Source organism: Streptomyces caeruleatus (assembly GCF_001514235.1).
In the GTDB taxonomy this organism is placed as follows: domain Bacteria; phylum Actinomycetota; class Actinomycetes; order Streptomycetales; family Streptomycetaceae; genus Streptomyces; species Streptomyces caeruleatus.
The window spans coordinates 465,704-489,854 of record NZ_KQ948930.1 but is presented as its reverse complement, the minus strand read 5'-3'; the positions used below and the strand labels follow the sequence as shown (position 1 = coordinate 489,854).

Genomic DNA, 24,151 nt, shown 5'->3' with positions numbered 1-24,151 from the left:
TTCGCGTTGTCCTAGACTCACCGGCATGTCAGGTCGTGACCTGTTCTGTCAGCCCCGCCGCTTCGGCCGCGGGGCCGCCCTGACATTGGTGTTCGCGAGCGTGCTCGTCGCCGGTGCGGCGACCGGCTCCCTGCCCGGCGACCGGAAATCCTCGGCCGACGCGGCCGGTTCGGCCGCCCCCGCGGGCCGGCGTGTGGACGTCGCCGCGGCGGCCGCCGAGGCCATGGCCGCCGGCAAGTCCCCCGTGGAGGCCGCCGAACGCGCGGTCAGCCGCAGCGGGGACCGCTGGGGCGCCGTCTACTCCGAGGGCGAGTACGAGGAGTTCGAGGAGGCCCTCGACGGCGAGTACACCGGCGTCGGGCTGTGGGCCCGGCGCGAGCGGGGCGGCCGTATCGAGGTGACGAAGGTGCGGGCCGGGTCGCCCGCCGCCACCGCCGGGATCCGCTCCGGCGACCTGTTGCGCAGCGTCGACGGCAGGACGGTCGACGGGCGTCCGGTCACCGAGGTCCTCTCGTTACTGCGCGGCGACGCGAAGGACGCGCCCGCCGGGACGCCGGTGAAGGTGGGCCTGGAGCGCGGCACGCGCGCGTGGGACCTCACGCTGCGCCGCGCCCGGCTGTCCACCGACTCGGTCACCGTCTCAGAACTCGCCGGCGGCATCACCGTCATCCGGATCTCCTCCTTCACCAAGGGCTCCGGCGACGCGGTCCGCGACGCCGTCCGGCAGGCCCCCGCCACCGCCGGCGTCGTGCTGGACCTGCGCGGCAACTCCGGCGGCCTGGTCACCGAGGCCGTCACCGCCGCCTCCGCCTTCCTCGACGGCGGCCTCGTCGCCACCTACGACGTCGACGGCGAGCAGCGCGCCCTGCACGCCGACCAGGCCGGCGACACCGGCAGACCCCTGGTCGCGCTCGTCGACGGCGGCACGATGAGCGCGGCCGAGCTGCTCACCGGCGCCCTCCAGGACCGCGGCCGCGCGGTCGTCGTCGGCGCCCGCACCTTCGGCAAGGGCTCGGTCCAGATGCCGAGCCGCCTGCCCGACGGATCCGTCGCCGAGCTGACCGTCGGGCACTACCGCACCCCTTCCGGGCGGGCCGTCGACGGCCGGGGCATCACTCCCGACCTGGAGGCCGACCGAGGCGTCCTGGAGCGGGCCGAGACGGTCCTCAGCGGACTCGGCGACTCGTAAAAGGGCTTTCCGCCCACCCCCCGCGTAGTGCGAAAATGGACGGCACTATGAGCAAGGGAATGTACGTACCGAAGGAGTCCCAGCCCAAGCAGGGCGGGACGGCGGGCGCGAAGGCCAGGGACGGCGAGAAGGGCGGCAAGCGCAAGATCGTCGCCCAGAACAAGAAGGCCCGCCACGACTACGCGATCATCGACACCTTTGAGGCCGGTCTGGTGCTCATGGGCACCGAGGTCAAGTCGCTGCGCGAGGGCCGGACGTCGCTGACCGACGGCTTCGTCCAGATCGACCGGGGCGAGGCGTGGCTGCACAACGCCCACATCCCGGAGTACCACCAGGGCAGCTGGACCAACCACTCCGCGCGCCGCAAGCGCAAGCTCCTGCTGCACCGCGAGGAGATCGACAAGCTGGAGGCCAAGTCCCAGGAGACGGGTCACACGATCGTGCCGCTCGCCCTGTACTTCAAGGACGGCCGGGCCAAGGCCGAGATCGCGCTCGCGCGAGGCAAGAAGGAGTACGACAAGCGGCAGACCCTGCGCGAGAAGCAGGACCGGCGGGAGTCGGACCGGGCCATCGCGGCGGCGAAGCGGCGGCAGCGGGGCGTCTGACGGGCGGGAATACAGTGGCATCGGCGTGCGTTGGTCACGTACGATGGCACCAACACCGGCCAGGCTGGTGGGCGCATTGAGCTGTTTTTAATTGAATAGTGGCAACATGGGGATGATCGGTTTCGACAGCGGCTGTTGAAACAGGGGAAGCGTGTCGAGGAAGCGGCAATGATCTCGTAAACCATATGTCGCAAAAAATAATCGCCAACACCAAGCGCGATTCCTTCGCCCTCGCTGCCTAAGTAGCGACTTGCGAAGTGTCAGCCCGGGGCTGTTCCCGACCCGGATCCTGGCATCAGCTAGGGAACTAAACCTTGATCCCGGTCACGGGGTGAAGAGGGAAATCTAACAGTGACTGGGCCCGTCGGCGACTTGTTCGCGTGATCGCCGGGGCCGAGAAAATCACAGCGAACTGCACACGGAGAAGCCCTGATTCTGCACCGTTGGACGCGGGTTCGATTCCCGCCATCTCCACGATCAGGAGGTTTTCGGACCTCCAGTCACCCATGTGGGCAAAGGCCCCGCCGCCTTCGGGCAGCGGGGCCTTTGTCATGTGATCTGTGACAGCGCTGTGGCCGGAGGTATGGCTTCCGTCACAGCCTGCCGGGCGCCACCCTGGTGAGCTGGGCGGATGCCTACCGCCTCGCGCACCGTCCCCGCCGCCTTCGCCGGTGTCCTGCTGCTCGCCGCCTGTGGTTCCCAGAGCGCCACGCAGGGCGATGACGCGGCACGGGCGGGTGGCGCCGGTGCGCCGGTCAACGCCGCCGCGCTGTGCCCCTCGGGCTACTCCCAGTACGGCAGCCTGCCGTCCTCCGCCGGGGACGATCCGTCCGTCGCCCCGTCCGGTACGCCGACGCCGCTGCCCCTGCCCTCTCTCACCGGTCCGGACGAGGACGGCGTGCAGGTCACCGGCCTGTACGCCTGGGAGGCGGGGAGCGGCTGCCAGGCCGACTACTCGGCCGCGTTCGAGATCACCAACTCCGGGACAAGGAAGGCCACTTACACGGTGACCTTCTCCTTCCTCTCCTCGTCCGGCGGCGCCGTCGACAACGTTGAGCAGACCGTCCAGGACGTAGCGCCGGGGCGGACCGTCAAGGGGGCCGTCGCCATGAAGGGGGAGGTCATGCACACGCCCGAGGTGTCGGGCGTCGACGTGCTCAAGGTGCGCAGCGTTCCCGCCGACGAGGCGCCGTCCGCCTCGGGGCCGTGCCCCGCGTCCGGGGTGCATGTCTACGCGGACCAGGGGGACGCCGCCATGGGCCTGCGCGTCGTCGGACTGCGTCTCGTCAACTGCGGCACCAAGACCTACGAGCTCAACGGCTACCCGGAGCTCGAACTCCTCGACGAGCGCCACGGCTCGGTGGACGGTGTGCGGATCCTCCAGGGGACCGGCCGGATCAGCACCGCCGTCGGCGGGGGCGACAGCCCGCGGCCCGTGACCCTGCGGCCCGGCGAGGCCGCCCAGTCGACGCTCGCATGGCGGAACACCACCGGGTTCGGCGATCCGGTGAACGTGCCGTACGTCCGGGTGCGGGCGAAGTCCGGTGCCGCCCCCGTGATCGTGCAGCCGGAGCTGGACCTCGGGACGACGGGGCAGCTCGGCGTCGGACCGTGGCAGAAGGACGAGACGTCCCGCGCGACCGGCACCGGAGCCGAGCGGCCGACGTCACCGCTCCCGTCCCCGGTCTCGCCGACCTTCCCCTCCCCGTGAACCGCCACCGCGCCTCCCTCACCGTGTGAACCACCATGGCGGAGGCGTCCGTTGTGGTGTCCGATTCCATATCGACGGGTCGTTCGTGCTTCTACGGTCCCTCCGCATGACACAGACCCGAGCCGCAAACCGTCGCATTCTCCTGGGGGCGACTCTTCTCGTCGCCGCCCTGATCGCCGCCTTCCTCTCGCCGGGCAGAGCCACGGCCGCCTCGCTCCAGGAGGTGACCGGGTTCGGCGCCAACCCCGGTGCGCTGCGCATGTTCCGGTACGTCCGGGGCACGGGCAGCCCGTCGACCCGGGGAGCGGGAGCGAGCAGTGCGGGAGCGCCGGGGCGTATGTCCTGGACGTGAACCTGTGCGCCGCGTACCGGACGGGGCGGGCCTGGGGACTGGGCTGAGCCGGTCGCGGGAGCGGAGGCGCTCTGTTGCCGGGGGCGGTTGTCCGGAATGCTGCTGAGGCATGAGCGGACCCGTGGGAACGTCCGGGAGAGGCTTCAACTCCCGTGGAAGAAGATGGATTTGGCCCGTCGCCGTGGCGCTCGTCGCCGCCGTTCTCGGGCCCGGCGCGCAGGCCGGTGCGGACGCGGACCGTACCGGCCTGCCGGAGGCCGTCGACACCGTTCTGGGCGATACGCGGATGGAGGGCGGCGTGGCGAGCGTCGTGATCGCGGACGCCGGCACCGGTGAGCTCCTCTACCAGCATCTGCCCTCGACCCGGCTGATGCCCGCCTCCAACACCAAGCTCGCCACCTCGGCGGCGGCCATGGAGATCCTCGGGCCGGAGTACCGGTTCACCACCGATGTGCTGGCCACCGGACGGCGGCACGGCTCCGTGCTGCGCGGCGACCTGTATCTGCGCGGCACCGGAGACCCGACCCTGCTCGCCGACGACTACGACGGACTGGCCGCGCGCATCGCCGCGGCCGGGATCAGACGCGTGGAGGGACGGCTGCTCGCCGACGACACCCGGTTCGACGACGTACGGCTCGGGCGGTCCTGGGCCGCCGACGACGAGACCTCCTACTACTCCGCGCAGATCAGCGCGTTGAGCGTGGCGCCGGACACCGACTACGACACCGGACGGTGACTGTGCAGGTCACGCAGGGTGCGCAGTCCGGGGTCCAGCTGCACGGCACAGTGGTCTGGGGTCGGCTGCGTCTCCGCGACGACAGAGGCGCCGGTCACCCGTGCGAGTGATGGTCAGGTGCAACCTCACCACGGGGCTGTCCATTCGCTACGGTACTCGGTGTTCGAGGGCGTCAGCGCCTTCGGCCTACCGCCGGGCTGGCGGGAAGTCAGGTCTGTGGAGTCGACGTAAGACCACTGGGCGGTACCCCGTCCCTAGCCTTGACCGGGGTGGCAGTTGGCGGTGAAGCAGAAAAGCCTGGTCCGCGAGGGCCGGAATCGGCTCTGTTCGCGGGGACGATGAGGTCAAGAAGCTCTCCAACAACAGGAGGAGCACCCCGGGCGCCTTTGCCGGGCTTCGTTCGTGAGGCCCGGCGCGCCCGGGCTCGCCGCGGTCAGCGGCTACCTCAAGGGCGTCGGCGTCGACTCCGGGAAGGTGCGGCAGGTCGACGGGTCCGGGCTCTCGCGGATGGACAACTTCCCCGCCGGGCAGCTCGTCGAACTGCTCCTCGCCGTGCGCGCCGAGCCCTGGTACGCCGACTGGTACCGCTCGCTGCCCGTCGCCTGCGCGCCCGACAGGTTCGTCGGCGGCACCCTGCGCTCACGGATGTGCGGGACGCCCGCCGCGCTCAACGCCCGTGCCAAGACCGGGTCGTTGACGGGGGCGTCGGCGCTCTCCGGGTACGTCACCGGTGCCGACGGACGGGAGCTCGTCTACGGCATCGTCCTGAACAACTATCTGGCCTCGTCGGTGAAGCCCCTGGAGGACGCCATCGTGGTGACGCTGGCCCGCTCGACCGCCGAGGCCGCGACACCGGCCGCCACGCTCAGGAGCGACGCGAGGGCCGACGTCGAGTGCTCGTGGCGCAAGCCGCTGTCCTGCTGAGACGGCACGGGCGTCACGCGAAGGCGTGGGCGTGGCGCCGTGCCCACCCCGCGAACGGGCCGGCCGGGCGGCCGAGGAGCTTCTCGACGTCGGGGCTGACCCGCTGTTCGGCGGGGAGGGGCTCGCCGAGGACGTCGAGGGTGCCGTCGATCACCGGCTCGGGCATGAACCGTGCCATGTGCTCACGCGCCTGCGCACGGGTCAGCTCCACGAAATCGACCTGCTCGCCGAGCGCCTCGGCGAGCGCCGCCGCCTGCCGGCGCGGGGTGACGGCGACCGGTCCGGTCAGTTCGTACGTCTGTCCCGCGTGGCCCTCGTCGCGCAGGACCAGGGCGGCGACCTCGGCGATGTCCGCCGGGTCCACGACCGGGAGGGCGACGTCGGCGAACGGGGCGAAGACCGTGCGCCGGGTGCGGACGGTCTCGCTCCAGGCGTAGGCGTTGGAGGCGAAGCCGCCCGGCCGCAGGATCGTCCAGGCCAGTCCCGAGGAGCGTACGGCCTGCTCGAACTCCCGTAGCCGGCCGTGTGAGGGGGCGTCCGGGCGGGTGCCGTTGATCTGCGAGGAGAGCAGGACGACGCGTCGCACGCCGGCCTCCCCGGCGGCCGACAGCACCTCGGCCGCGGGCGGGCCGCCGCCGAGCAGCTCACCGGCGGGCAGGAGGAACAGGGCGTCCGCGCCGTCCAGGGCCGGGCCCAGGGTGGCGGGATCGGCGAGGTCGGCGCGGACATGCCGGGCGCCCTCCGGGAGGTCGTGGGGGAGGGGGTTGCGGGACACGGCCGTCACCTTCTCGCCCGCGAGGGCGAGCGCCTCGACGAGCGGGCGGCCGATGTTTCCGGATGCTCCGGTCACGGTGATCACGAGAACTCCCAAAGTTGGTGAAAGCGGGTGGAGTTGAGCGATGTCCGTGACGCTAGCATCCTCGGTATAGTAGGTACCTAGAAGAAAGTGACTTCCCTGGGAGGGCCTGATGGGCGGTGACTCGGAGCAGGCGTGTCCCGTCTCGCCGGTCGTGGATCTCGTCTTCAGCCGCTGGACGACGCCGATCCTGTGGACGCTGAACGAGTTTGGCCGGCAGCGTTTCGTCGAACTCCAGCGCGCCATCGGCACCATCACACCGAAGGTCCTCACCCAGCGGCTGCGCCAGATGGAGCGCGACGGCCTGGTCGTGCGCACGTACCACCCCGAGGTGCCGCCCCGGGTCGAGTACGAGATCAGCGACCTCGGCCGCAGCCTGGCCCCGGTCTTCGCCCACCTCGCCGACTGGTCCGCGCAGAACCTTCCGAAGGTCGAGCGGGCCAGGCAGGAGTTCGACGCGGCGGGCGAAACGCGGTAGGGCTCCTTCGCCGCCCAGGCGTCAGTGGTGGTGGCCCTGCCGGCCGAGGGTGTCCACGGGGGTCGCGCCCGGGCGGGTCCACTGGGGGACGGGGCGGCTGGTCGGGCCCCAGGTGGCGTTTCCGTCCGCGTCCGAGCGCCAGGACCAGCACGCGTTGCCGCCCTTGGGCCAGTCCTCGGGGTTGTCCTCCCAGGTCTCGCCGCGGCCGTAGGGCGTCATGTCGAGCAGGCCGAGGGAGCCGTTGACCCGCTCGTTGCCGCGACCCGTCGTGGAGTAGGTCAGGAACACGCGGTCGCCGTCGCGCAGATAGCTGGTGAGGTACCCCATGTCGCCGCCGGCCGGCCCGTCCACGCCGCGCACCGAGTACCAGGGCTGGGTGTAGCCCATGAACTCGACGTAGGCGGCCACCTCGTCCCAGCGGCCCGTGGTCAGGACGGCGAACGACACACCGCGGGCGTTGAGGTAGGCGGCGTCCGTCAGGTGCCAGGCCGTGGTGGTGCAGCCCTCGCACTGGCCCTGGTGCGGCGCGCCGTCGTACCACATGTGCTTGTAGACCACGAGCTCCTCGCGCCCCTGGAACAGGTCCAGGAACGGCACCGGCCCGTCCGGCCCCACGACCTCGACGGTCCCGTCGAACTCCACCATCGGCAGCCGCCGTCGGGCCGCGGCGATGGCGTCGCCCTCGCGGGTGTGGGCCTTCTCTCGGACCAGCAGCTCGTCGCGGGCGGCCTGCCAGGTGGCCAGGTCGACGACGGGCGGGCGGCCGGGCAGCTCGGTGTTCGGTTCGTCCGGCGTGGTCGTCATGGCGTCCTCCGTGGCGTCTGGTGTCGCGGGCACCGGCGTAGCCGTCCTACGCCGGTCGCCGGTCACCACACCAGACTCCCGGCCGGCCCGAAACTCATCGCGACGCCGCGCCCTCCCCGCCCCGAGGCCCCCTCACGCGACGGCCCGCGACGTCGCGCTCCCTCCGAGCCGCCCTCACGCGACCGCCCGCGGCGCCGTGCTCCCCCGTTCCGTCATCCGCGGCGGCAGCAGCGTCGCCTCCGGTACGGCCGTTCCGTCCAGCTTTCTCATCAGCAATTCCACGGCCCGCGTGCCGACCTCGTCGCGACGCCGCGCCCTCCCCACCCCGAAGCCCCCTCACGCGACCGCCCGCGGCGCCGTGCTCCCCCGTTCCGTCATCCGCGGCGGCAGCAGCGTCGCCTCCGGCACGGCCGTTCCGTCCAGCTTCCTCATCAGGAGCTCCACGGCCCGGGTGCCGACCTCGTCGGCGGGCAGCGCGATCGACGTGACCGGCACTCGCAGGGAGGCGGCGACCTCGTCCGGGCAGATGGCGGTGATCGACAGGTCGGCCGGCACCCGCAGGCCCAGCTCCTCGAACGCGTCGATCAGGGGCTCCAGGACCGTCTCGTTGTGGACGACGACCCCCGTCAACCCGGGCTGCTCCCGCAGCAGTCGCTCGGCGACCGCCCGGGCGGCCTCGGGCGAGGCCTCGCACGGGTGCACGGCGGAGGCGAGCCGCCCCCGGTCCGCGGCGGCGGTGAAGCCGCGCACCACCCGCTGGGCGAACGCCGTCCCCCGGACGTACACCTCCGGCGGCGACCCCACCAGCGCCACCGCCCGGTGGCCGAGCCGCGCCAGATGCTCCACGCACGCCTCACCCGCCGCCGTGAAGTCCAGGTCGACGCAGGTCAGACCCTCCGGATCCGCCGGGAAGCCGATCAGCACCGACGGCCGGCCCAGGCCGCGTAACAGCGCCGGCCGGGGATCGTCCAACTGCACGTCCATGACGATCAGCCCGTCCACCCACGCCGTGTCCACGACCCGCCGCAGCCCCTCCGGACCCTCGTCCTGGGTCAGCAGCAGCACGTCATGGCCATGGCGCCGGGCCGTCGTCACCACCGACACCGCGAACCGCATCGCCACCGGCACGTCGATGCCCGGCCGCAGCGGCACGGCCAGGGCCAGCACGTTCGACCTGCGGCCGGCCAGGGCACGGGCGCCGGCGTGCGGGCGGTAGCCGAGCCGGCGGACGGACTCCTCGACGCGGTGCCGGGTCTCGTCGGAGATCGGCCGCTTGCCGCTGAGCACGTACGACACGGTGCTGGGGGAGACCCCGGCATCCCGCGCCACGTCCGTGATCCTCACCATCAGCCCAGCTCCAGGGAGAGGAACCCGGTCCCCGCCTGCGCCCGCACCTCGCGCTCGCCCGCCGCCAGCCCCCAGGGCGCGGCCGGGTCCCCGCACGACGCCCGCAACGTGTCCCCTTCCCGTACGACCGTGAAGACCACCTCCCCGACCCGCACCGCCACCCGCGCGCCCCGCTCCAGCCCGAACGCCCGCAGCGTCACCCCGTCGGCGTGGTCGTAGTCGGGCCGGTCGTCCACCGCGCCCACCGGGATCACCGCACCCGGCCGCACCAGCAGCGGCACGCTTGTGAAACCGTGCTTCTCGCGCACCCACCGGGGCCCGGTCACCGTCCGCCCGCCGAGCAGGTCGGTCCAGGTGCCCTCGGGGACGTAGTACGAGACGTCCCCCTCGTCGCTGAAGACGGGCGCCACCAGCAGGTCGGACCCGAGCATGTACTGCCGCTCCAGATGCGCGCACCCGGGATCGTCCGGGAACTCCAGGACCATCGCCCGCATCATCGGCACGCCCTCGGTGTGGGCGGTGCGGGCGGCCTCGTAGAGGTAGGGCATCAGGCGCAGCTTGAGGCGGGTGAAGTGGCGGGTCACGTCCACCGACTCCTCGTCGAACTGCCAGGGGACGCGGTACGACGACGACCCGTGCAGCCGGCTGTGCGAGGACATCAGTCCGAACGCCAGCCACCGCTTGAACAGCGCGGCCGACGGCGTGCCCTCGAAGCCGCCGATGTCATGGCTCCAGTACCCGAAGCCGGACAGGCCCAGCGAGAGACCGCCGCGCAGCGACTCCGCCATCGACTCGTAGGTGGCCTCGCAGTCGCCGCCCCAGTGCACCGGGAACTTCTGACTGCCCGCCGTCGCCGAGCGGGCGAAGAGCACCGCCTCGTCCTCGCCCCGGTGCTTGCGCAGCACGTCGAAGACGGTGCGGTTGTAGAGGTACGTGTAGTAGTTGTGCATCCGCTCCGGGTCGGAGCCGTCCGACCAGACCACGTCGACCGGCACCCGCTCGCCGAAGTCGGTCTTGAAGCAGTCGACGCCCTGCGCGAGCAGCGCCTCCAGCTTCGCCGCGTACCAGTCGCGGGCGGCCGGCAGGGTGAAGTCGACCAGCGCCATCCCCGGCTGCCACAGGTCCCACTGCCAGACGCTCCCGTCCGGCCGCTTCAGCAGGTACCCCAGCTCCTTGCCCTCCGCGAACAGCGGGGAGCGCTGGGCGATGTACGGGTTGATCCAGACGCAGACCCGCAGGTCCCTCGCCTTCAGCCGGGCCAGCATCCCCTCGGGGTCGGGGAAGACGCGTGGGTCCCACTGGAAGTCGCACCAGTGGAACTCCCGCATCCAGAAACAGTCGAAGTGGAAGACGGACAGCGGCAGTTCACGCTCCCGCATGCCGTCCACGAACGACGTCACCGTCTCCTCGTCGTACGACGTGGTGAAGGACGTCGACAGCCACAGGCCGAACGACCACGCGGGCGGCAGCGCGGGGCGGCCGGTCAGGGCCGTGTACTTGCGCAGGATGTCCTTCGGCGTCGGGCCGTAGACGACGTAGTACGTCAGCTCCTGGGTCTCCGCGCTGAACTGCACCCGGGAGACGACCTCCGAGGCCACCTCGAAGGAGACCTTGCCCGGATGGTCGACGAAGACGCCGTAGCCCGCGTCGGTCAGGAAGAACGGCACGTTCTTGTACGCCTGCTCGCTGCACGTGCCGCCGTCGGCCTGCCAGATGTCGACGACCTGCCCGTTCTTCACCAGCGGTCCGAAGCGCTCGCCGAGGCCGTAGACGGACGTACCGACACCGAGGTTCAGCTGTTCGCGCAGATAATGCGCCCCGCTCGCGTCCCGCATGATGCCCATGCTCTTGGGGCCGCTGGAGGTGAGCGTACGGCCGCCGGCCAGGAAGTCGACCTGCCAGGAACCTGCGCGCGCGACGCGGACCGACAGCGCGCCGGAGGTCAGGGTCGCGTGCTCGTCGTCGTACGAGATCTGCGGCACCGTCTCCGCCGACTCGGTGAGCTCGAACTCGGGGCCGCGCGGCTGCTCACCGCTGAAGTGGGTGAGGGTGAGGCCGATGACGTCGGGCATCGGGGTGTGGGCGTTGATCGTCATGACCGGTCCCGTCATCAGGTCGCCGCGCGAGCGGATGGGCCGGGTCGGCGCGTGGATCTCCAGGGCGCCGGCCGACTCGGTGACGTCCAGGACTTCGGCCGGGTGGGCCGCGGTGACGCCTTCGCGCAGCAGCCAGTAGCCGTCGGTGAACTTCATGTGGGGGGTCCCTTACAGCGTCCGGTCCTCGGTCCTCGGTCCTTTGTCGAATCGTTTCGATCAAGATTGTCGAAGCGCTTCGATTGGCGAAGGTATGTGCGACCGGAGGGTGAGTCAATGGGGCGACACGGGAAGGGGGGCACCATGACGATGACGACGACGGCCGCCCAGGCGCCGATCGTGACGGGGAGCGCGTTACTCGGCTCGATGAGTGCCCTGCTGAACGATCCTCTCGCCGCCTATCTGCGAGCCCGCCGCGACCATGGCGACGTGGTGCGCTTCCGGGCCGGACCCCCGGGACTGCGGTCCGAGATCTACGCGGTCTTCTCACCCGAGGGCGCCCAGCAGGTGCTGGCCACCCAGGCCGCCAACTTCCGCAAGGACAACACCTTCTACGAGGAACTGCGCCAGTCCGTCGGCAACGGGCTGCTCACCAGCCAGGACGACGCCTACCTGCGCCAACGGCGCCTCGTGCAGCCGCTGTTCACCCGCCGCCGGGTGAACGGGTACGCCTCCCAGGTGGCCGAGGAGGCGACCGTGCTGGCCGCCGCCTGGCGGGGGGCGACGGGCGGCGGTGACGGCGCCGGGACCGTCGAACTGGTCGGTGAGATGCATCGGTTCGCGCTGCGCGTCGTCGGCCGGATCGTCTTCGGTACGGATGTGGAGCAGGCCTTCGAGGTCGTCGGGCGCACCCTGCCCGCACTCCAGGAGTACTCCCTCAAGCGCGGCTTCTCCCCGCTGAAGCCGCCGCGCACCTGGCCCACCCCCGCCAACCGCCGCGCCGGACGCCTCCAGGCGGAACTGCACGCGCTGTGCGACGGGATCGTCGCCGGCCGCCGGGACTGCACCTCCTCGCCCGGCACCCCGAGGAACAGCGGCGCGTACGGGACGAGGTGGACCAGGTGCTCGGCGGCCCCGGCGGGCGGGCGCCCACCGCGGACGACATGGAGGCGCTGCCGTATTTGGCGATGGTGCTGAAGGAGGCGATGCGGCTGTATCCCTCCGCGCCCGTGATCGGCCGCCGGGCGGTCGCCGAGGCGGAGATCGACGGCGTACGGATACCCGCCGGCGCCGACCTCCTGGTCAGCCCCTGGGTCACCCAGCGCCACCCCGACCACTGGCCGGACGCCGAGCGGTTCGACCCCTCCCGCTTCACGCCGGAGGCGGAGGCGGGGCGGCCTCGGTACGCCTGGTTTCCGTTCGGCGGGGGGCCGCGGGCGTGTATCGGGCAGCATCTGTCGATGCTGGAGTCGGTGTTGGGGCTGGCAGGGGGAGGTCCCGTTGGGGGCGGGGATCACGCTGATGGCGAAGGGGCCGGCATCCGTACGGGTTGCTCCGCGGGTTCAGCGGGTGGGGGGTGCCGTGTGAGGGTTGTTCTTTGGGTGCGGCGCCGTGGGGGCTTGTCGCGCCCACGCGGCGGAGCCGCATATTGATGCAGCCCCGCGCCCCTTAGGGGGTTGTTGCCAGGGTGATGAGTAGTGCTGTTGCGGCTGCTGTGAGGGGGACTCCGTAGGCGGCTGTCGGGGTCAGGTGCTCTGCCGTCCAGCCTCCGATCGCGCTGCCGCACGCGATGCCGCCCAGGAGGGCGGTCACCGCCAGGGTCATGCCCTCGTTGAGGCGGTCGGGCGGGGTGCGGTGCTGGACCAGGGCCATGTTGGTGATCATGGTGGGGGCCGTGGCCATGCCGGCCACCAGGAGGGCGAGGGCCAGCAGGGGGAGGGAGCCGGTGAGGGTGGCGGTCAGGAGGGGCAGGGTCAGGAGGGCGGTCATCGCCGCCAGGCACCAGGGGTAGCGGTACTCGGCGGGGCCCGAGAGCCTGAGCCGGCCGTACAGCAGGCCCGCCGCGCAGGAGCCGGCCGCCTGGAGTGCGAGCACCACGCCTGCCGCCGTGCGGTGGCCCGAGGTGTCCGCGAAGGCGATGGTGACGACCTCCGTCGAGCCGAACACGGCGCCCATGGCGAGGCAGACGGCCAGCAGCGAGGGCATGCCGGGGGCGCGCAGCGGCGACTGCACGGCCGTGTGTTCCCGGGGCGGCGGCTCCGTGGAGCGCTGGGCCGCGAAGAGCAGCACGCCGGTCACCAGGAGCACCGCCCCGACCAGCGTGCCCGCCTCCGGGAAGAACGTTCCGCACAGGAAGGCCGCGAGCACCGGGCCCAGCATGAAGCACAGTTCGTCGGCGGCCTGCTCGAAGGAGTTCGCCGTGTGCAGGGACCCGGGGTCGCCCTTCAGCAGGTGGGTCCACCGGGCGCGGGACATGCCGCCGGTGTTGGGGGTGGTCGCCGTGGCGGCGTACGCGGCGAAGAGGGTCCAGGCCGGGGCGTCGTAGCGCACGCACAGCAGCAGCGCGAGGCTGCCCAGCGCGGCGACGAGCGTGGCGGGCACGGCGACCCGCGCCTGTCCGTACCGGTCGACGAGCCGTGCCGTCCAGGGGGCGACCAGCGCGGTCGCCGCGAGGCCGGTCGCGGTGACGGCGCCGGCGAGGGCGTACGAACCCCGGGTGCCGGCGATCATCACGACCGCGCTCACGCTGAACATGCCCATGGGCAGACGGGCGGTCAGGTTCGCCAGGGTGAAGGCACGGGTGCCGGGGTGGGCGAAGAGCCGGCGGTACGGGCCGGGGGGCCGGTTCCTCGTGCGGGAGCCGAAGTCGACGGCCACGATCGTGTCGGCGGTGAGGGTGAGCAGGGGGGCTTTCGGAGTGTTCAGGGAGTTCGTGGTCTTCGTGGTCTTCGGGGCTTCTCTGTACGACGGTTGCGGCATGAATCAACCGTCGCCCCGAGTGGATCACGGGGTCCAACACCTGCTGGGCGCTGATTCACGCACCTGTGTTGTGAGACGGGCGTGAGCTGTATGTTCCCGGCATGCCCGCACACCTCGACCCCCGGCTCCTGCGCGCGTTCCTCGCCGTCGCGGAGGAACTGCACTTCACGCGTGCCGCGGCGCGGCTGTACGTCGCCCAGCAGGCGCTCAGCCGGGACGTACGGCGGCTGGAGCGGGAGTTGGGCGCCGAACTGTTCGTGCGGACGACCCGGCAGGTCACGCTGACGGGGGACGGTGAGCGGCTGGTGCCGTACGCGCGTCGCGCCCTGCAGGCCCAGGACGACCTGCTCGCCGCGTTCGCGCAGGCGCGCGCCCTGCTGGTGGACCTCAACTCCCCGGGCCTGCGCACCCCGCGCCGGGTCCTGCACCGGGCCCGCGAACTCGCCCCCGAGTACGAACTGATGGCCCGCTACGAGAGCGGCCTGACGTGGGCGGCCGGCGAGATGGTCGCCGGGCGGTTGGACGCGTCCTTCGGGCGGTTCGCCGGTCTGGACCCGGCGCTGCGGGCGGCGCTCGACCATCAGCCCGTCCGCTACGAGCCCATGGCGATCCTGCTCCCCGAGGACCATCCGCTCGCGGCGCTGGAAGCGGTGCCGCTCGCCGCGCTCGCGGGTGAGGTCGTCTACGCCGGGGCCGGGAACCCCCGTACCCCGGAGTGGACCGACCTCGCGCGCCGGCTGTTCGAGGGGCGGGGCATCGAGCTCGCGGCACCCGCTCCGCTCGCCGTGGGCGACGAGGAGTTCGAGCGGCTCATGGCCAAGACGCGGACGCCCGTGCTCGTCGTCGTGGACTTCCCGCCCATGCCCCGGACCGTGCTGCGTCCCCTGGTCGATCCGGTGCCGCTGTCACCCGTTTCCCTGGTCTGGCGAAAGGGGCTCGCGCACCCCGCTTTCGACAGCCTTCGACGGGCTGCGGCCCAGGTGGCGGCCGAGGAAGGCTGGCTGCGGAGGCCTGCGGACGGGTGGCTTTCGGCCAAGGATTCGGCCACTATGAGCGCGCAGGATTGACACATCGCAAACACGAAACCTCCGCGTGCGCTACATTCATGGCCTGAGCACGGTGTGGTAATGGGGGGCGCTCGGCCGGGTGGGGGCTCGGTACGGCGACGGGTGCTCAGTGTCGTACGCGCACCCAGAACGGTCCCGTGGGGGGATGTGCGTGCGCGTGAAGAAGTGGCGAGAAGAAGCCCAACCGGAGTGGCCCGAGATCGCGGGGGGCTCCGGAGGCGGCTCTTCCGTGGGGGGCTCCCGGGCTGACACCCAGGCCTTCCCGGCGACCGGGGAGACCGAGGTTCCCGGTCGGGGCCATCGCTCCCGGTCCGAGGCAAGGGAGACGGAGATACTCCACGGTGGCGGACGCGCGTCCTCGGACGCCGACGAGACACAGGTCCTGGGGGGCGGTTCCGGTTCGTCCGCTTCCGGTTCCTCTTCCGGTGGTTCCTCCACCGGTGGTTCCTCTTCCGGTGGTTCCTCTTCCGGGGGGTCCGCGTCCGACGCGGACGGGACCGCGGTGCTTCCGGCGATCGGGAGACCGGCGGTGGGGGGTTCCGCCCGGCCCACGGGGAAGACGGAGGCCTGGTCGGCCTTCGACCGACGTCCGCCGACTCGCGGAAGCGACGGGGCGCCGGCGGTCGGGGGTGACGGGTTCCGTGCTTCCGGCCACGCGTCGCAGGCCTCCAGGGCCGACGCACCCCCGGCCTCCCCGGCCTCCAGGACCGACGCGTCCGGCGCCCCCGGGTTCGACGCGTCCCCGGCTTCCCGGAACGCTCCGTTCCAGGCGCCCGGTGAGACGCGGGTCGCCCCCGCCGTCCGTGACCCGTGGGCCGAGGGCGACGCACCCTCCGAGGTAGCCGCCCAGGCGGTCGCGGGGGCCGGTGCGCCCGGTGCCACCCATGACCCGCACGAGGTCACCATCCAGCTCGACGGCGTCGGGCTGCAGCTGGACAACATGCTGCGCGCGGCGAAGGACGCGCCGGGCGGGGGCGGCGAGGGGTCCGACGGGCCGGTGTTCGTCGACGAGTCGGGGCGTCGTAGTCGTCGTTTCCGCCGGATCGGCATGGCCGTGGCCCTCGCCTGCGCGGTGTACGCCATCGTGATCGTCGCCACCGTGCTGTCCGGCAACTCCGACGCGCCGTGGCTGCCCGTGGAGGGCCCCAAGGAGCAGCCGGCCGGTCAGGTCGACACCCCGCCACTGCCCGCCGAGTCGGCACCGGTGCCCTCCGGCACGGGCAGCGTCTCCCCGGGCGTCTCCCCGACGGCCGACGCCGGTACGACCCCGTCCCCGGGCGCCGGCGTGTCCGCACCCGGCGCGTCGGCCGGCGCCGAGAGCCCGGGCGCGTCCGCCGACCCGAAGCCGAGCGCCACCAAACCCAGCGTGAAGCCGGACACGGATCCCACCCCGGATCCCGACCCGACCGTCGAGCCCACCGTGCCCGACCCCGACCCGACCCCGACGGACGGCGGCGGCCCCACCGAGGAGCCGACCGACACCCCGACCGTCGACGAACCCGGCACCGGCACGGTCGCCGACGGTCCGAGCGACCCGTCACCCATCGCCCAGGAACCGGGCGCCACCGCTTCCGCTCCCGCCGCCCCGTCCCCGGAGTACACCCTCTGATGGCATCCCGCACCCGCCGTCAAGGCCCCGCGAAGGGAGCCCCCGACGGCTCCCGGCGCCGCCGCGTGCCCATGCGCCTGCTGCTGCCCTGCCTCGTCCTCGTCGCGCTGATGGCGATGCTGATGCTGCGGGGCTACGTCCACAGCGAGATCCTCGCCGACTACCGGGTGGCGCCCGCCGCCGCCAACGACAAGGTGCCGCGGGACGTCCTCAAGGGCGGCCCCGTCATCGACACCCGCGGCGGCAAGGCCACCACCCTGCGCGTGCCGGACGACAGCGTCGTCCTCACCTTCGACGACGGCCCCGACCCCGAGTGGACGCCGAAGGTACTGGACGCCCTGAAGCGCAACGACGCGCACGCCGTCTTCTTCATCACCGGCACGATGGCCTCCCGCTACCCGGACCTCGTCCAGCGCATGGTGGACGAAGGCCACGAGATCGGGCTGCACACCTTCAACCACCCCGACCTCTCCTACCAGTCCAAGAAGCGCGTCGACTGGGAGCTCTCCCAGAACCAGCTCGCGCTCGCGGGCGCGGTCGGCATCCGCAGCTCCCTCTTCCGGCCGCCCTACTCGTCCAAGTCCGAGAACATGGACAACAACTCCTGGCCGGTCACCGAGTACATCGGCAGCCGCGGCTACATCACGATCGTCAACGACACCGACAGCGAGGACTGGCGCAAGCCCGGTGTCGAGGCCATCGTCCGCAACTCCACGCCCAAGCCCGGCAAGGGCGCGATCGTCCTGATGCACGACTCCGGCGGCGACCGGCACCAGACGGTCCGGGCCCTGGACCGGCTCATCCCCCAACTCCAGGGGAAGGGCTATGAGTTCCAGAACCTCACCGAGGCCCTGGACGCCCCCAGCGCCCACACCGAGGTCACCGGCCTCGACCTGTGGAAGGGCAGGGCCTGGGTCTTCCTCGTCGACGCCTCCGACAACATCACCGCGATCCTCGTCGTCGGCCTCGCCGCCATCGGCTCCCTCGTCATCGCCCGCTTCGGCCTGATGCTGCTGCTCTCCGGCCTGCACGCCCGCCGCACCCGCCGCCGCGACTTCAGCTGGGGCCCGGGCGCGCCGGTCACCGAGCCGGTGTCGGTGCTGGTCCCGGCGTACAACGAGGCCAAGTGCATCGAGAACACCGTGCGGTCCCTGATGCGCAGCGAACACCCCGTCGAGATCATCGTCATCGACGACGGCTCCAGCGACGGCACGGCCCGGATCGTCGAGGGCCTCGGCCTGCCGAACGTCCGCGTCATCCGCCAGCTCAACGCGGGCAAGCCGGCCGCCCTCAACCGCGGCCTGGCCAACGCCCGGTACGACCTGATCGTGATGATGGACGGCGACACGGTCTTCGAGCCGTCCACGGTCCGCGAACTCGTCCAGCCGTTCGCCGACCCGCGCGTCGGCGCGGTCGCCGGCAACGCCAAGGTCGGCAACAAGGACACCCTCATCGGCGCCTGGCAGCACATCGAGTACGTGATGGGCTTCAACCTGGACCGCCGTATGTACGACGTCCTGCAGTGCATGCCGACCATCCCCGGCGCCGTCGGAGCCTTCCGGCGCTCGGCCCTGGAACGGGTCGGCGGCATGAGCGACGACACCCTCGCCGAGGACACCGACATCACCATGGCGATCCACCGCGACGGCTGGCGCGTGGTGTACGCCGAGAAGGCCCGGGCCTGGACCGAGGCCCCCGAGTCGGTCCAGCAGCTGTGGTCCCAGCGCTACCGCTGGTCGTACGGCACCATGCAGGCGATCTGGAAGCACCGCAAGGCACTCGTGGAAGGGGGCCCGTCGGGCCGCTTCGGCCGGGTGGGTCTGCCCCTGGTGTCCCTCTTCATGGTCCTGGCCCCGCTGCTGGCCCCGCTGATCGACGTCTTCCTCATCTACGGCCTGATCTTCGGCCCCACCGAGAAGACGATCCTGGCCTGGTTCGGCGTCCTCGCCATCCAGGTGGTCTGCGCGGCCTACGCCTTCGTCCTGGACCGCGAGCCCCTCACCCCCCTCATCTCGCTCCCGCTCCAGCAGATCCTCTACCGACAGCTCATGTACGTCGTCCTGCTCCAGTCCTGGATCACCGCCCTCACCGGCGGCCGGCTGCGCTGGCAGAAACTGCGGCGCAAGGGCGGGGTGTCCGCCCCGCCGACCGTTCCGGCCCAGCGTCGGCAGATCATGGACGAGAGGCCGGTCCGATGAACCCACCCACCCCCGCGACCGCACCGACGTCCGAAGCGACCACCCCGCTCCCACCGGAGACGGCGCCCGAGCAGACCGCCCGCAGAGCCCCGGTACGGGACCGCTACTTCGACCTCCTGCGCGCCCTCGCCCTGTTCCGCGTGGTCCTCTACCACCTGACGGGCTGGGCCTGGCTGCCGCTGGTCTTCCCCTCCATGGGCGTGATGTTCGCCCTCGCCGGCAACCTCATGGCCCGCTCCCTGAAGCGCCCGGCCCTGCAGGTCATCAGGAGCCGCATACGCCGGCTGCTGCCCCCGCTGTGGCTGCTGGGCGTGGTCGGCGTCACCGGCATGGTGATCCAGGGCTGGGGACCGGACGCCGACGGCCACCCCGGCTGGTGGTGGATCCACCTCGCCTACTGGGCCGTCCCGCTCAGCGACCCGCCCTACGGCGAGGGCCTCCCCGGCCTGCACGGCTTCATCGGCGAGAACTGGGCCTCCGACCTCGCCGGACCGCTCTGGTACATCCGCGCCTACCTCTGGTACGTCCTGCTCTCCCCGTTCCTGCTCAAGGCCCTGCGCGCGATGCCGCTGGCCACCCTCCTCGCGCCGCTCGCCCTGTCGGCGGCCTTCGAGCTGGGCTACCTCAACCTCCCCGGCGAGCGGATCCCGTCCGCCCTCACCGACTTCAGCACCTTCGGCGCCTGCTGGATCCTCGGCATGGCCCACCAGGAGGGCATCCTGCGCCGGCTGCCCCGCTACGTCGTGCCGTCCGTGGCCCCGGTGTTCGCCCTGGTCGGCCTCTGGTACGCCCTCCACCACGACTTCGGCGAGGGCAACGACCTCGACAGCATGCCCCTGGCCCAGGCCCTCTGGTCCTTCGGCACGGTCCTGCTCCTCCTCCACCTCAGCCCCTCCTGGTCCGAGTGGCCACGCCGCCTGCGCCGCTGGGACCGACTGATCACCCTGCTCAACTCCCGCGCGGTGACGATCTACCTCTGGCACAACACCTGCATCCTCATCGCCGCGACCATGTGGGACCAGCTGTGGGGCATCGACCTGATGTGGATGCACTTCTCCTGGCTCCTCGAAAGCCCCTGGCCGGTCCTGGCCTTCACCTGGGTACTCATCGGAAGCTGCATCGTGTGGTTCGGGTGGGCGGAGGACCTGGCGGCGAAGAGGAGGCCGCAGTTGTGGCCGGACGGTTCCACGAAGCGGACGGGCGGCCGCAGGGCCAAGGGCGCCAAGCGGCACTGAACCTGTCAACTCAGGCAAGGTTCCCCCAAGATCCTGTGAACCCACCGGCCGAGATACCTGACTGTCAGACCCCCGTGGAACACTGATCGCGTTGCGGAAGTGAACGGGGCGGCCCTGGTGGCCGGGTGGGCCCAGGTGGCCGGTGGGGAGCAGGGACTGATGAGCAAGCGGCAGGTGCAGAAGATGCTGCGGCTGATGGCGAGCGGGGAGCCGGTCGAGCTCACCAGCCCGCTGGCCTCGGTGAAGAAGCTCGCCAGGCTCGCCTTCATCGCCCAGCAGTTCGGGTACGAGTACGCGGACGTACGGCAGAGCGCCGGGCGGAACAACGCGCTCGTCATGCTGATCGCCCCCGACCCCAGCCCCCAGGCCCGCGCCCGCGCCGGGCAGAACTGGGCGCAGTACCCGAACGCCGGCGACGGGGTGTCCGTACCGCCCCTGATCCCCGACGCCTTCGAACTGCTCAAGGCCCGGATCAACTTCGACCTCACCGGCAAGAACGCCGAGAAGCGGATGGGCTACGCGGCCATCGGCCTCACCATCGGCGCCGTGATCCTCGGGCTGCGGCTCGGCGCGGACGGTGCCGCCTGGATCGCCGCGTTCCTCACCTGGGCGTTCTTCATGGCGATCGTCGGCATCGGCTTCGCCGTGACCCGCAAGCGCAACGCCAAGTTCGCGGCCCGCCTCCAGGCCGCCGGGTTCACACCGATCACCGACCAGGCGGGCCGGGTGCGCTATCTGCCGCCCGGCGCGCAGATCCCGGGGCAGCACAACCCCTTCGCCTCCGGTCCCTACGGCAACCAGCCCCCGCCCGCCCCCGCCGGTTACGGCCAGCAGCCACCGCAGCAGCCGTACGCCGCGCCGGCCCCGGGCCCGTACGGCGGCGCCCCCCAGACCCCCGGCCCGTACGGCGGCGCCCCCCAGACCCCCGGCCCGTACGGCGGCGCCCCCCAGCAGCCGCCGTACGGCCAGCCGCAGCCACCGCAGCAGCCCCAGCCCCACCCGCATTACGGTCAGCAGCCTCAGCCCCACGTGCCCTACGGTCAGCAGCCTCAGCCCCAGCCCCAGCCGCCGTACGGCCAGCCCCAGCCCCACCCCCAGCAGAACCCCCACTGGCAGCCCCCGCAGCGCTGACACGCGCCCCTCCAGAGGGCCCGGCCGGTAAACCTCTCATCCACCCCCCTCGCCGGGTGAGAGCAAAGTTCCTTTCCGGTCACTCGGTGCCACAGCGCGGAAACGAGCCCTCTCTACCTTCGGGATCAGTCACCCGTACCGCGACCGGGCCCGAAGACCGTGGAGGCGTCATGACAGCCAGTAGCACAGCCCCCGCTGCAAGCAGGGGAGGCCGCTGGATCGAGCACTGGGATCCCGAGGACGAGACCTTCTGGAACGAGACCGGGGAGAAGATCGCCAAGCGCAACCTCTTCTTCTCCGTCCTCTCCGAGCACATCGGTTTCTCCATCTGGACCCTGTGGTCGGTGATGGTGCTGTTCATGGGCCCGGAGTACGGGCTCACCCCCGCCGACAAGTTCACCATCGTCTCCATGGCCACCCTGGTCGGCGCCGTCGTCCGCGTGCCCTACACCTTCGCCGTCGCCATCTTCGGTGGCCGGATCTGGACGGTCGTCTCGGCGAGTCTGCTGCTCGTGCCGACCGTCGCCGCGTTCGCCGTGATGGAACCGGGGACGTCCTTCGGCACCTTCCTGGTGTGCGCGATGCTGGCCGGTGTCGGCGGCGGGAACTTCGCCTCCAGCATGACCAACATCAACGCCTTCTTCCCGCTCCGGAAGAAGGGCTGGGCGCTCGGACTCAACGCCGGCGGCGGCAACATCGGCGTCCCCGTGGTCCAGCTCATCGGCCTCGCGGTCATCGGCGCGAGCGGCGGCCCGCGCCTGCTGCTCGGGATCTACATCCCGTTCATCGTGATCGCCGCCGCCCTCGCCTGGCTGAAGATGGACAGCATCGCGTCCGTCAAGAACGACACCGGCGCCGCCCGGGACGCGGCGAAGGACGCCCACACCTGGATCATGTCCTTCCTCTACATCGGGACGTTCGGCTCGTTCATCGGCTACAGCTTCGCGTTCGGGCTGGTCCTCCAGACCCAGTTCGGCCGTACGCCGCTGCAGGCCGCCTACGTCACCTTCATCGGCCCGCTCCTCGGCTCCCTGATCCGCCCCGTCGGCGGCTCGCTCGCCGACCGGTTCGGCGGCGCGAAGATCACGCTGTGGAACTACGTCGCCATGGCCGCCGCGACCGCCGTCGTCGTCGTGGCCTCCATGCAGAAGTCGCTGCCCCTGTTCACCTGCGCCTTCATCGCCCTGTTCGTCCTCAGCGGGCTCGGCAACGGCTCGACGTTCAAGATGATCCCCGGCATCTTCCACAACAAGGCCCTCGCCAAGGGGCTCACCGGTGAGGAGGCCGCCGCCTACGGGCGCCGCCTGTCCGGCGCCTCCATGGGGCTCATCGGCGCGGTGGGCGCGCTCGGCGGGCTCGGCATCAACCTCGCCTTCCGCCAGTCCTTCCTCACCGTGGGCTCCGGCACCGGCGCCTTCCTCGCCTTCCTCGCCTTCTACGGCGTCTGCTTCGTGGTCACCTGGGCCGTATACCTTCGCCGCCCGGCGGCCCCCGAGACCGACACCACAACGGCGACGGAGGAAAAACCGCAGCTCAGCTACGCGCAGGTGTGACGTAACACCGCCGACATCCAGCCGAACCGAGCCTGTCACGCACCGTTGACAGGCTCGCTCGGCATGCAGGTGTAACCACCAAGGGTGCGATCAGTAAGCACCTCCGGCCACCCTTGGTGTGAGCATCTGGCGCAAGCACCACGACTCGAGTGCGGGACGAGAGTTATGTACGACGAACAGCAGCAATCCCAACACGGGCCCCTTGAGGGGTTCACCGTGGGCGTCACCGCCGCGCGCCGGGCCGACGAGCTCGGGGTGCTGCTCCAGCGGCGCGGCGCGGCCGTGCTGCACGCCCCTGCCCTGCGCATCGTGCCGCTCGCCGACGACAGCGAACTGCTCGCCGCCACCAAGGAGATCATCCAGCGCACGCCGGACGTCGTGGTCGCCACGACCGCCATCGGCTTCCGGGGCTGGATCGAGGCCGCCGACGGGTGGGGGCTGGGCGAGGACCTGCTGGCCCGGCTGCGCGGCGTCGAGCTGCTCGCGCGCGGGCCCAAGGTCAAGGGCGCGGTACGGGCCGCCGGGCTGACCGAGGACTGGTCGCCGTCCAGCGAGTCCATGGCCGAGGTGCTGGACCGGCTGCTGGAGGAGGGCGTCGAGGGACGCCGGGTCGCCATCCAGCTGCACGGGGACCCGCTGCCCGGGTTCGTGGAGTCGTTGAAGGCCGCGGGAGCGGAGGTGCTCGGGGTGCCGGTGTACCGGTGGCTTCCGCCGGAGGACATCGGGCCGGTCGACCGGCTGCTGGACGCCGCGGTCTCGCGCGGTCTGGACGCCGTCACCTTCACCAGCGCCCCGGCCGCCGCGTCCCTGCTGTCGCGGGCCGAGGAGCGCGGCCTGCTTCCCGAGCTGCTCGCCGCCCTCAACCACGACGTCCTGCCGGCCTGTGTCGGGCCGGTCACCGCGCTGCCCCTGCAGGCCCTCGGCGTCGACACCGTCCAGCCGGAACGCTTCCGCCTCGGGCCGCTGGTCCAGCTGCTGTGCCAGGAGCTGCCCGGACGGGCCCGGTCCCTGCCGATCGCCGGGCACCGGGTGGAGATCCGCGGTCATGCCGTGCTGGTCGACGGGGTGCTGCGGCCGGTGCCGCCGGCGGGGATGTCGCTGCTGCGGGCGCTGTCGCGGCGGCCGGGATGGGTGGTGCCGCGGGCGGATCTGCTGCGGGCGCTGCCGGGGGCCGGGCGGGACGAGCACGCCGTGGAGACGGCGATGGCCCGGCTGCGTACGGCTCTGGGGGCGCCGAAGTTGATCCAGACGGTGGTGAAGCGGGGGTACCGGCTGGCGCTGGACCCCGCGGCGGACTCCAAGTACGCGGACGTGTGACCCCGCCGGCCTGGCCGGTCCGGGCCG

At 71.8% G+C, this 24,151-nt stretch carries 17 protein-coding genes, 1 other RNA gene and 2 pseudogenes; 15 read left to right on the top strand and 5 right to left on the bottom strand.

Going from position 1 to position 24,151, the window contains the following annotated elements; genetic code table 11:
• Positions 1 to 25 precede the first annotated feature (25 nt).
• The 6 genes and pseudogenes from AQJ67_RS23370 (at position 26) to dacB (ending at position 5,517) form a co-directional block, all read left to right on the top strand.
• A complete protein-coding gene (locus AQJ67_RS23370) occupies positions 26 to 1,189 on the top strand; it encodes a S41 family peptidase (protein ID WP_208615026.1) in 1,164 nt (387 codons plus the stop codon).
• 59 nt (positions 1,190 to 1,248) lie between these two features.
• Positions 1,249 to 1,794 (top strand): SsrA-binding protein SmpB, encoded by a 546-nt coding sequence (smpB, locus tag AQJ67_RS23365; protein ID WP_062721004.1) that lies wholly within the window; start codon positions 1,249 to 1,251, stop codon positions 1,792 to 1,794.
• A gap of 108 nt (positions 1,795 to 1,902) precedes the next feature.
• Positions 1,903 to 2,271, top strand: a transfer-messenger RNA (tmRNA) gene (gene ssrA / locus AQJ67_RS23360).
• Positions 2,272 to 2,425: 154 nt separating this feature from the next.
• Positions 2,426 to 3,505, top strand: a complete 1,080-nt coding sequence (locus AQJ67_RS23355; protein ID WP_062721003.1) for a DUF4232 domain-containing protein — start codon at positions 2,426 to 2,428, stop codon at positions 3,503 to 3,505.
• Between the two features lie 106 nt (positions 3,506 to 3,611).
• A complete protein-coding gene (locus AQJ67_RS23350; RefSeq protein WP_208615025.1) occupies positions 3,612 to 3,857 on the top strand; it encodes a hypothetical protein in 246 nt (81 codons plus the stop codon).
• Between the two features lie 109 nt (positions 3,858 to 3,966).
• Positions 3,967 to 5,517, top strand: a pseudogene (gene dacB / locus AQJ67_RS50745) (D-alanyl-D-alanine carboxypeptidase/D-alanyl-D-alanine endopeptidase).
• A 13-nt stretch (positions 5,518 to 5,530) separates the two neighbouring features.
• Here the strand turns inward: dacB and AQJ67_RS23340 are convergent.
• The gene (locus AQJ67_RS23340) at positions 5,531 to 6,376 is read right to left on the bottom strand and encodes an SDR family oxidoreductase (RefSeq protein ID WP_062721001.1); all 846 of its coding nucleotides are present in this window, start codon (positions 6,374 to 6,376) and stop codon (positions 5,531 to 5,533) included.
• Between the two features lie 109 nt (positions 6,377 to 6,485).
• Between AQJ67_RS23340 and AQJ67_RS23335 the strand changes: the two genes are divergently transcribed.
• Entirely contained in the window at positions 6,486 to 6,851 is a 366-nt protein-coding gene (locus AQJ67_RS23335; RefSeq protein ID WP_062721000.1) for a winged helix-turn-helix transcriptional regulator, read from the top strand.
• Positions 6,852 to 6,872: 21 nt separating this feature from the next.
• On the opposite strand, the gene AQJ67_RS23330 is transcribed toward AQJ67_RS23335, so the two are convergent.
• The 3 genes from AQJ67_RS23330 to yicI all read right to left on the bottom strand — a co-directional run bounded on the left by AQJ67_RS23330 (position 6,873) and on the right by yicI (position 11,254).
• Positions 6,873 to 7,655 (bottom strand): DUF899 domain-containing protein, encoded by a 783-nt coding sequence (locus AQJ67_RS23330; protein ID WP_062720999.1) that lies wholly within the window; start codon positions 7,653 to 7,655, stop codon positions 6,873 to 6,875.
• Positions 7,656 to 7,991: 336 nt separating this feature from the next.
• Positions 7,992 to 9,002 (bottom strand): LacI family DNA-binding transcriptional regulator, encoded by a 1,011-nt coding sequence (locus tag AQJ67_RS23325; protein ID WP_062720998.1) that lies wholly within the window; start codon positions 9,000 to 9,002, stop codon positions 7,992 to 7,994.
• The gene (gene yicI / locus AQJ67_RS23320; RefSeq protein WP_062720997.1) at positions 9,002 to 11,254 is read right to left on the bottom strand and encodes an alpha-xylosidase; all 2,253 of its coding nucleotides are present in this window, start codon (positions 11,252 to 11,254) and stop codon (positions 9,002 to 9,004) included. The genes AQJ67_RS23325 and yicI overlap by 1 nt, the downstream gene beginning before the upstream one ends.
• A 144-nt stretch (positions 11,255 to 11,398) precedes the next feature.
• Between yicI and AQJ67_RS23315 the strand changes: the two are divergent.
• Positions 11,399 to 12,622 (top strand): annotated as a pseudogene (locus tag AQJ67_RS23315) (cytochrome P450).
• A gap of 81 nt (positions 12,623 to 12,703) precedes the next feature.
• Here the strand turns inward: AQJ67_RS23315 and AQJ67_RS23310 are convergent.
• Positions 12,704 to 14,014, bottom strand: coding sequence for an MFS transporter (locus AQJ67_RS23310; protein ID WP_062720996.1), 1,311 nt, complete (start codon positions 14,012 to 14,014; stop codon positions 12,704 to 12,706).
• Positions 14,015 to 14,115: 101 nt separating this feature from the next.
• Here AQJ67_RS23310 and AQJ67_RS23305 point away from each other — a divergent pair, with 101 nt between their 5' ends.
• From AQJ67_RS23305 to AQJ67_RS23275, 7 genes are all read left to right on the top strand, one after another.
• Positions 14,116 to 15,081, top strand: coding sequence for a LysR family transcriptional regulator (locus AQJ67_RS23305; RefSeq protein ID WP_062720995.1), 966 nt, complete (start codon positions 14,116 to 14,118; stop codon positions 15,079 to 15,081).
• Between the two features lie 529 nt (positions 15,082 to 15,610).
• Positions 15,611 to 16,690, top strand: coding sequence for a hypothetical protein (locus AQJ67_RS23300; protein WP_062720994.1), 1,080 nt, complete (start codon positions 15,611 to 15,613; stop codon positions 16,688 to 16,690).
• On the top strand, positions 16,690 to 18,888 hold the full coding sequence (locus tag AQJ67_RS23295) for a bifunctional polysaccharide deacetylase/glycosyltransferase family 2 protein (protein WP_062720993.1): 2,199 nt from the start codon (positions 16,690 to 16,692) through the stop codon (positions 18,886 to 18,888). Before AQJ67_RS23300 ends, AQJ67_RS23295 begins: the two co-directional genes overlap by 1 nt.
• Positions 18,885 to 20,123 carry an acyltransferase family protein gene (locus AQJ67_RS23290; protein ID WP_062720992.1) on the top strand — a complete coding sequence of 413 codons (1,239 nt, stop codon included), beginning with the start codon at positions 18,885 to 18,887 and terminating at the stop codon, positions 20,121 to 20,123. Before AQJ67_RS23295 ends, AQJ67_RS23290 begins: the two co-directional genes overlap by 4 nt.
• Before the next feature lie 159 nt (positions 20,124 to 20,282).
• Entirely contained in the window at positions 20,283 to 21,254 is a 972-nt protein-coding gene (locus AQJ67_RS23285; protein ID WP_062721080.1) for a hypothetical protein, read from the top strand.
• 170 nt (positions 21,255 to 21,424) lie between these two features.
• The gene (locus AQJ67_RS23280) at positions 21,425 to 22,807 is read left to right on the top strand and encodes a nitrate/nitrite transporter (RefSeq protein ID WP_062720991.1); all 1,383 of its coding nucleotides are present in this window, start codon (positions 21,425 to 21,427) and stop codon (positions 22,805 to 22,807) included.
• 165 nt (positions 22,808 to 22,972) lie between these two features.
• On the top strand, positions 22,973 to 24,124 hold the full coding sequence (locus AQJ67_RS23275; RefSeq protein ID WP_062720990.1) for a uroporphyrinogen-III synthase: 1,152 nt from the start codon (positions 22,973 to 22,975) through the stop codon (positions 24,122 to 24,124).
• Positions 24,125 to 24,151 lie beyond the last annotated feature (27 nt).

What these genes read in the sequence shown, in the direction of transcription:
- AQJ67_RS23305 (WP_062720995.1), top strand. Translation starts at nt 14,116, where the DNA reads ATGCCCGCACACCTCGACCCCCGGCTCCTGCGCGCGTTCCTCGCCGTC.
- AQJ67_RS23325 (WP_062720998.1), bottom strand. Translation starts at nt 9,002, where the DNA reads ATGGTGAGGATCACGGACGTGGCGCGGGATGCCGGGGTCTCCCCCAGC.
- smpB (WP_062721004.1), top strand. Translation starts at nt 1,249, where the DNA reads ATGTACGTACCGAAGGAGTCCCAGCCCAAGCAGGGCGGGACGGCGGGC.
- yicI (WP_062720997.1), bottom strand. Translation starts at nt 11,254, where the DNA reads ATGAAGTTCACCGACGGCTACTGGCTGCTGCGCGAAGGCGTCACCGCG.
- AQJ67_RS23350 (WP_208615025.1), top strand. Translation starts at nt 3,612, where the DNA reads ATGACACAGACCCGAGCCGCAAACCGTCGCATTCTCCTGGGGGCGACT.
- AQJ67_RS23275 (WP_062720990.1), top strand. Translation starts at nt 22,973, where the DNA reads ATGTACGACGAACAGCAGCAATCCCAACACGGGCCCCTTGAGGGGTTC.
- AQJ67_RS23335 (WP_062721000.1), top strand. Translation starts at nt 6,486, where the DNA reads ATGGGCGGTGACTCGGAGCAGGCGTGTCCCGTCTCGCCGGTCGTGGAT.
- AQJ67_RS23330 (WP_062720999.1), bottom strand. Translation starts at nt 7,655, where the DNA reads ATGACGACCACGCCGGACGAACCGAACACCGAGCTGCCCGGCCGCCCG.
- AQJ67_RS23370 (WP_208615026.1), top strand. Translation starts at nt 26, where the DNA reads ATGTCAGGTCGTGACCTGTTCTGTCAGCCCCGCCGCTTCGGCCGCGGG.
- AQJ67_RS23290 (WP_062720992.1), top strand. Translation starts at nt 18,885, where the DNA reads ATGAACCCACCCACCCCCGCGACCGCACCGACGTCCGAAGCGACCACC.
- AQJ67_RS23285 (WP_062721080.1), top strand. Translation starts at nt 20,283, where the DNA reads ATGAGCAAGCGGCAGGTGCAGAAGATGCTGCGGCTGATGGCGAGCGGG.
- AQJ67_RS23280 (WP_062720991.1), top strand. Translation starts at nt 21,425, where the DNA reads ATGACAGCCAGTAGCACAGCCCCCGCTGCAAGCAGGGGAGGCCGCTGG.
- AQJ67_RS23355 (WP_062721003.1), top strand. Translation starts at nt 2,426, where the DNA reads ATGCCTACCGCCTCGCGCACCGTCCCCGCCGCCTTCGCCGGTGTCCTG.
- AQJ67_RS23295 (WP_062720993.1), top strand. Translation starts at nt 16,690, where the DNA reads ATGGCATCCCGCACCCGCCGTCAAGGCCCCGCGAAGGGAGCCCCCGAC.
- AQJ67_RS23310 (WP_062720996.1), bottom strand. Translation starts at nt 14,014, where the DNA reads ATGCCGCAACCGTCGTACAGAGAAGCCCCGAAGACCACGAAGACCACG.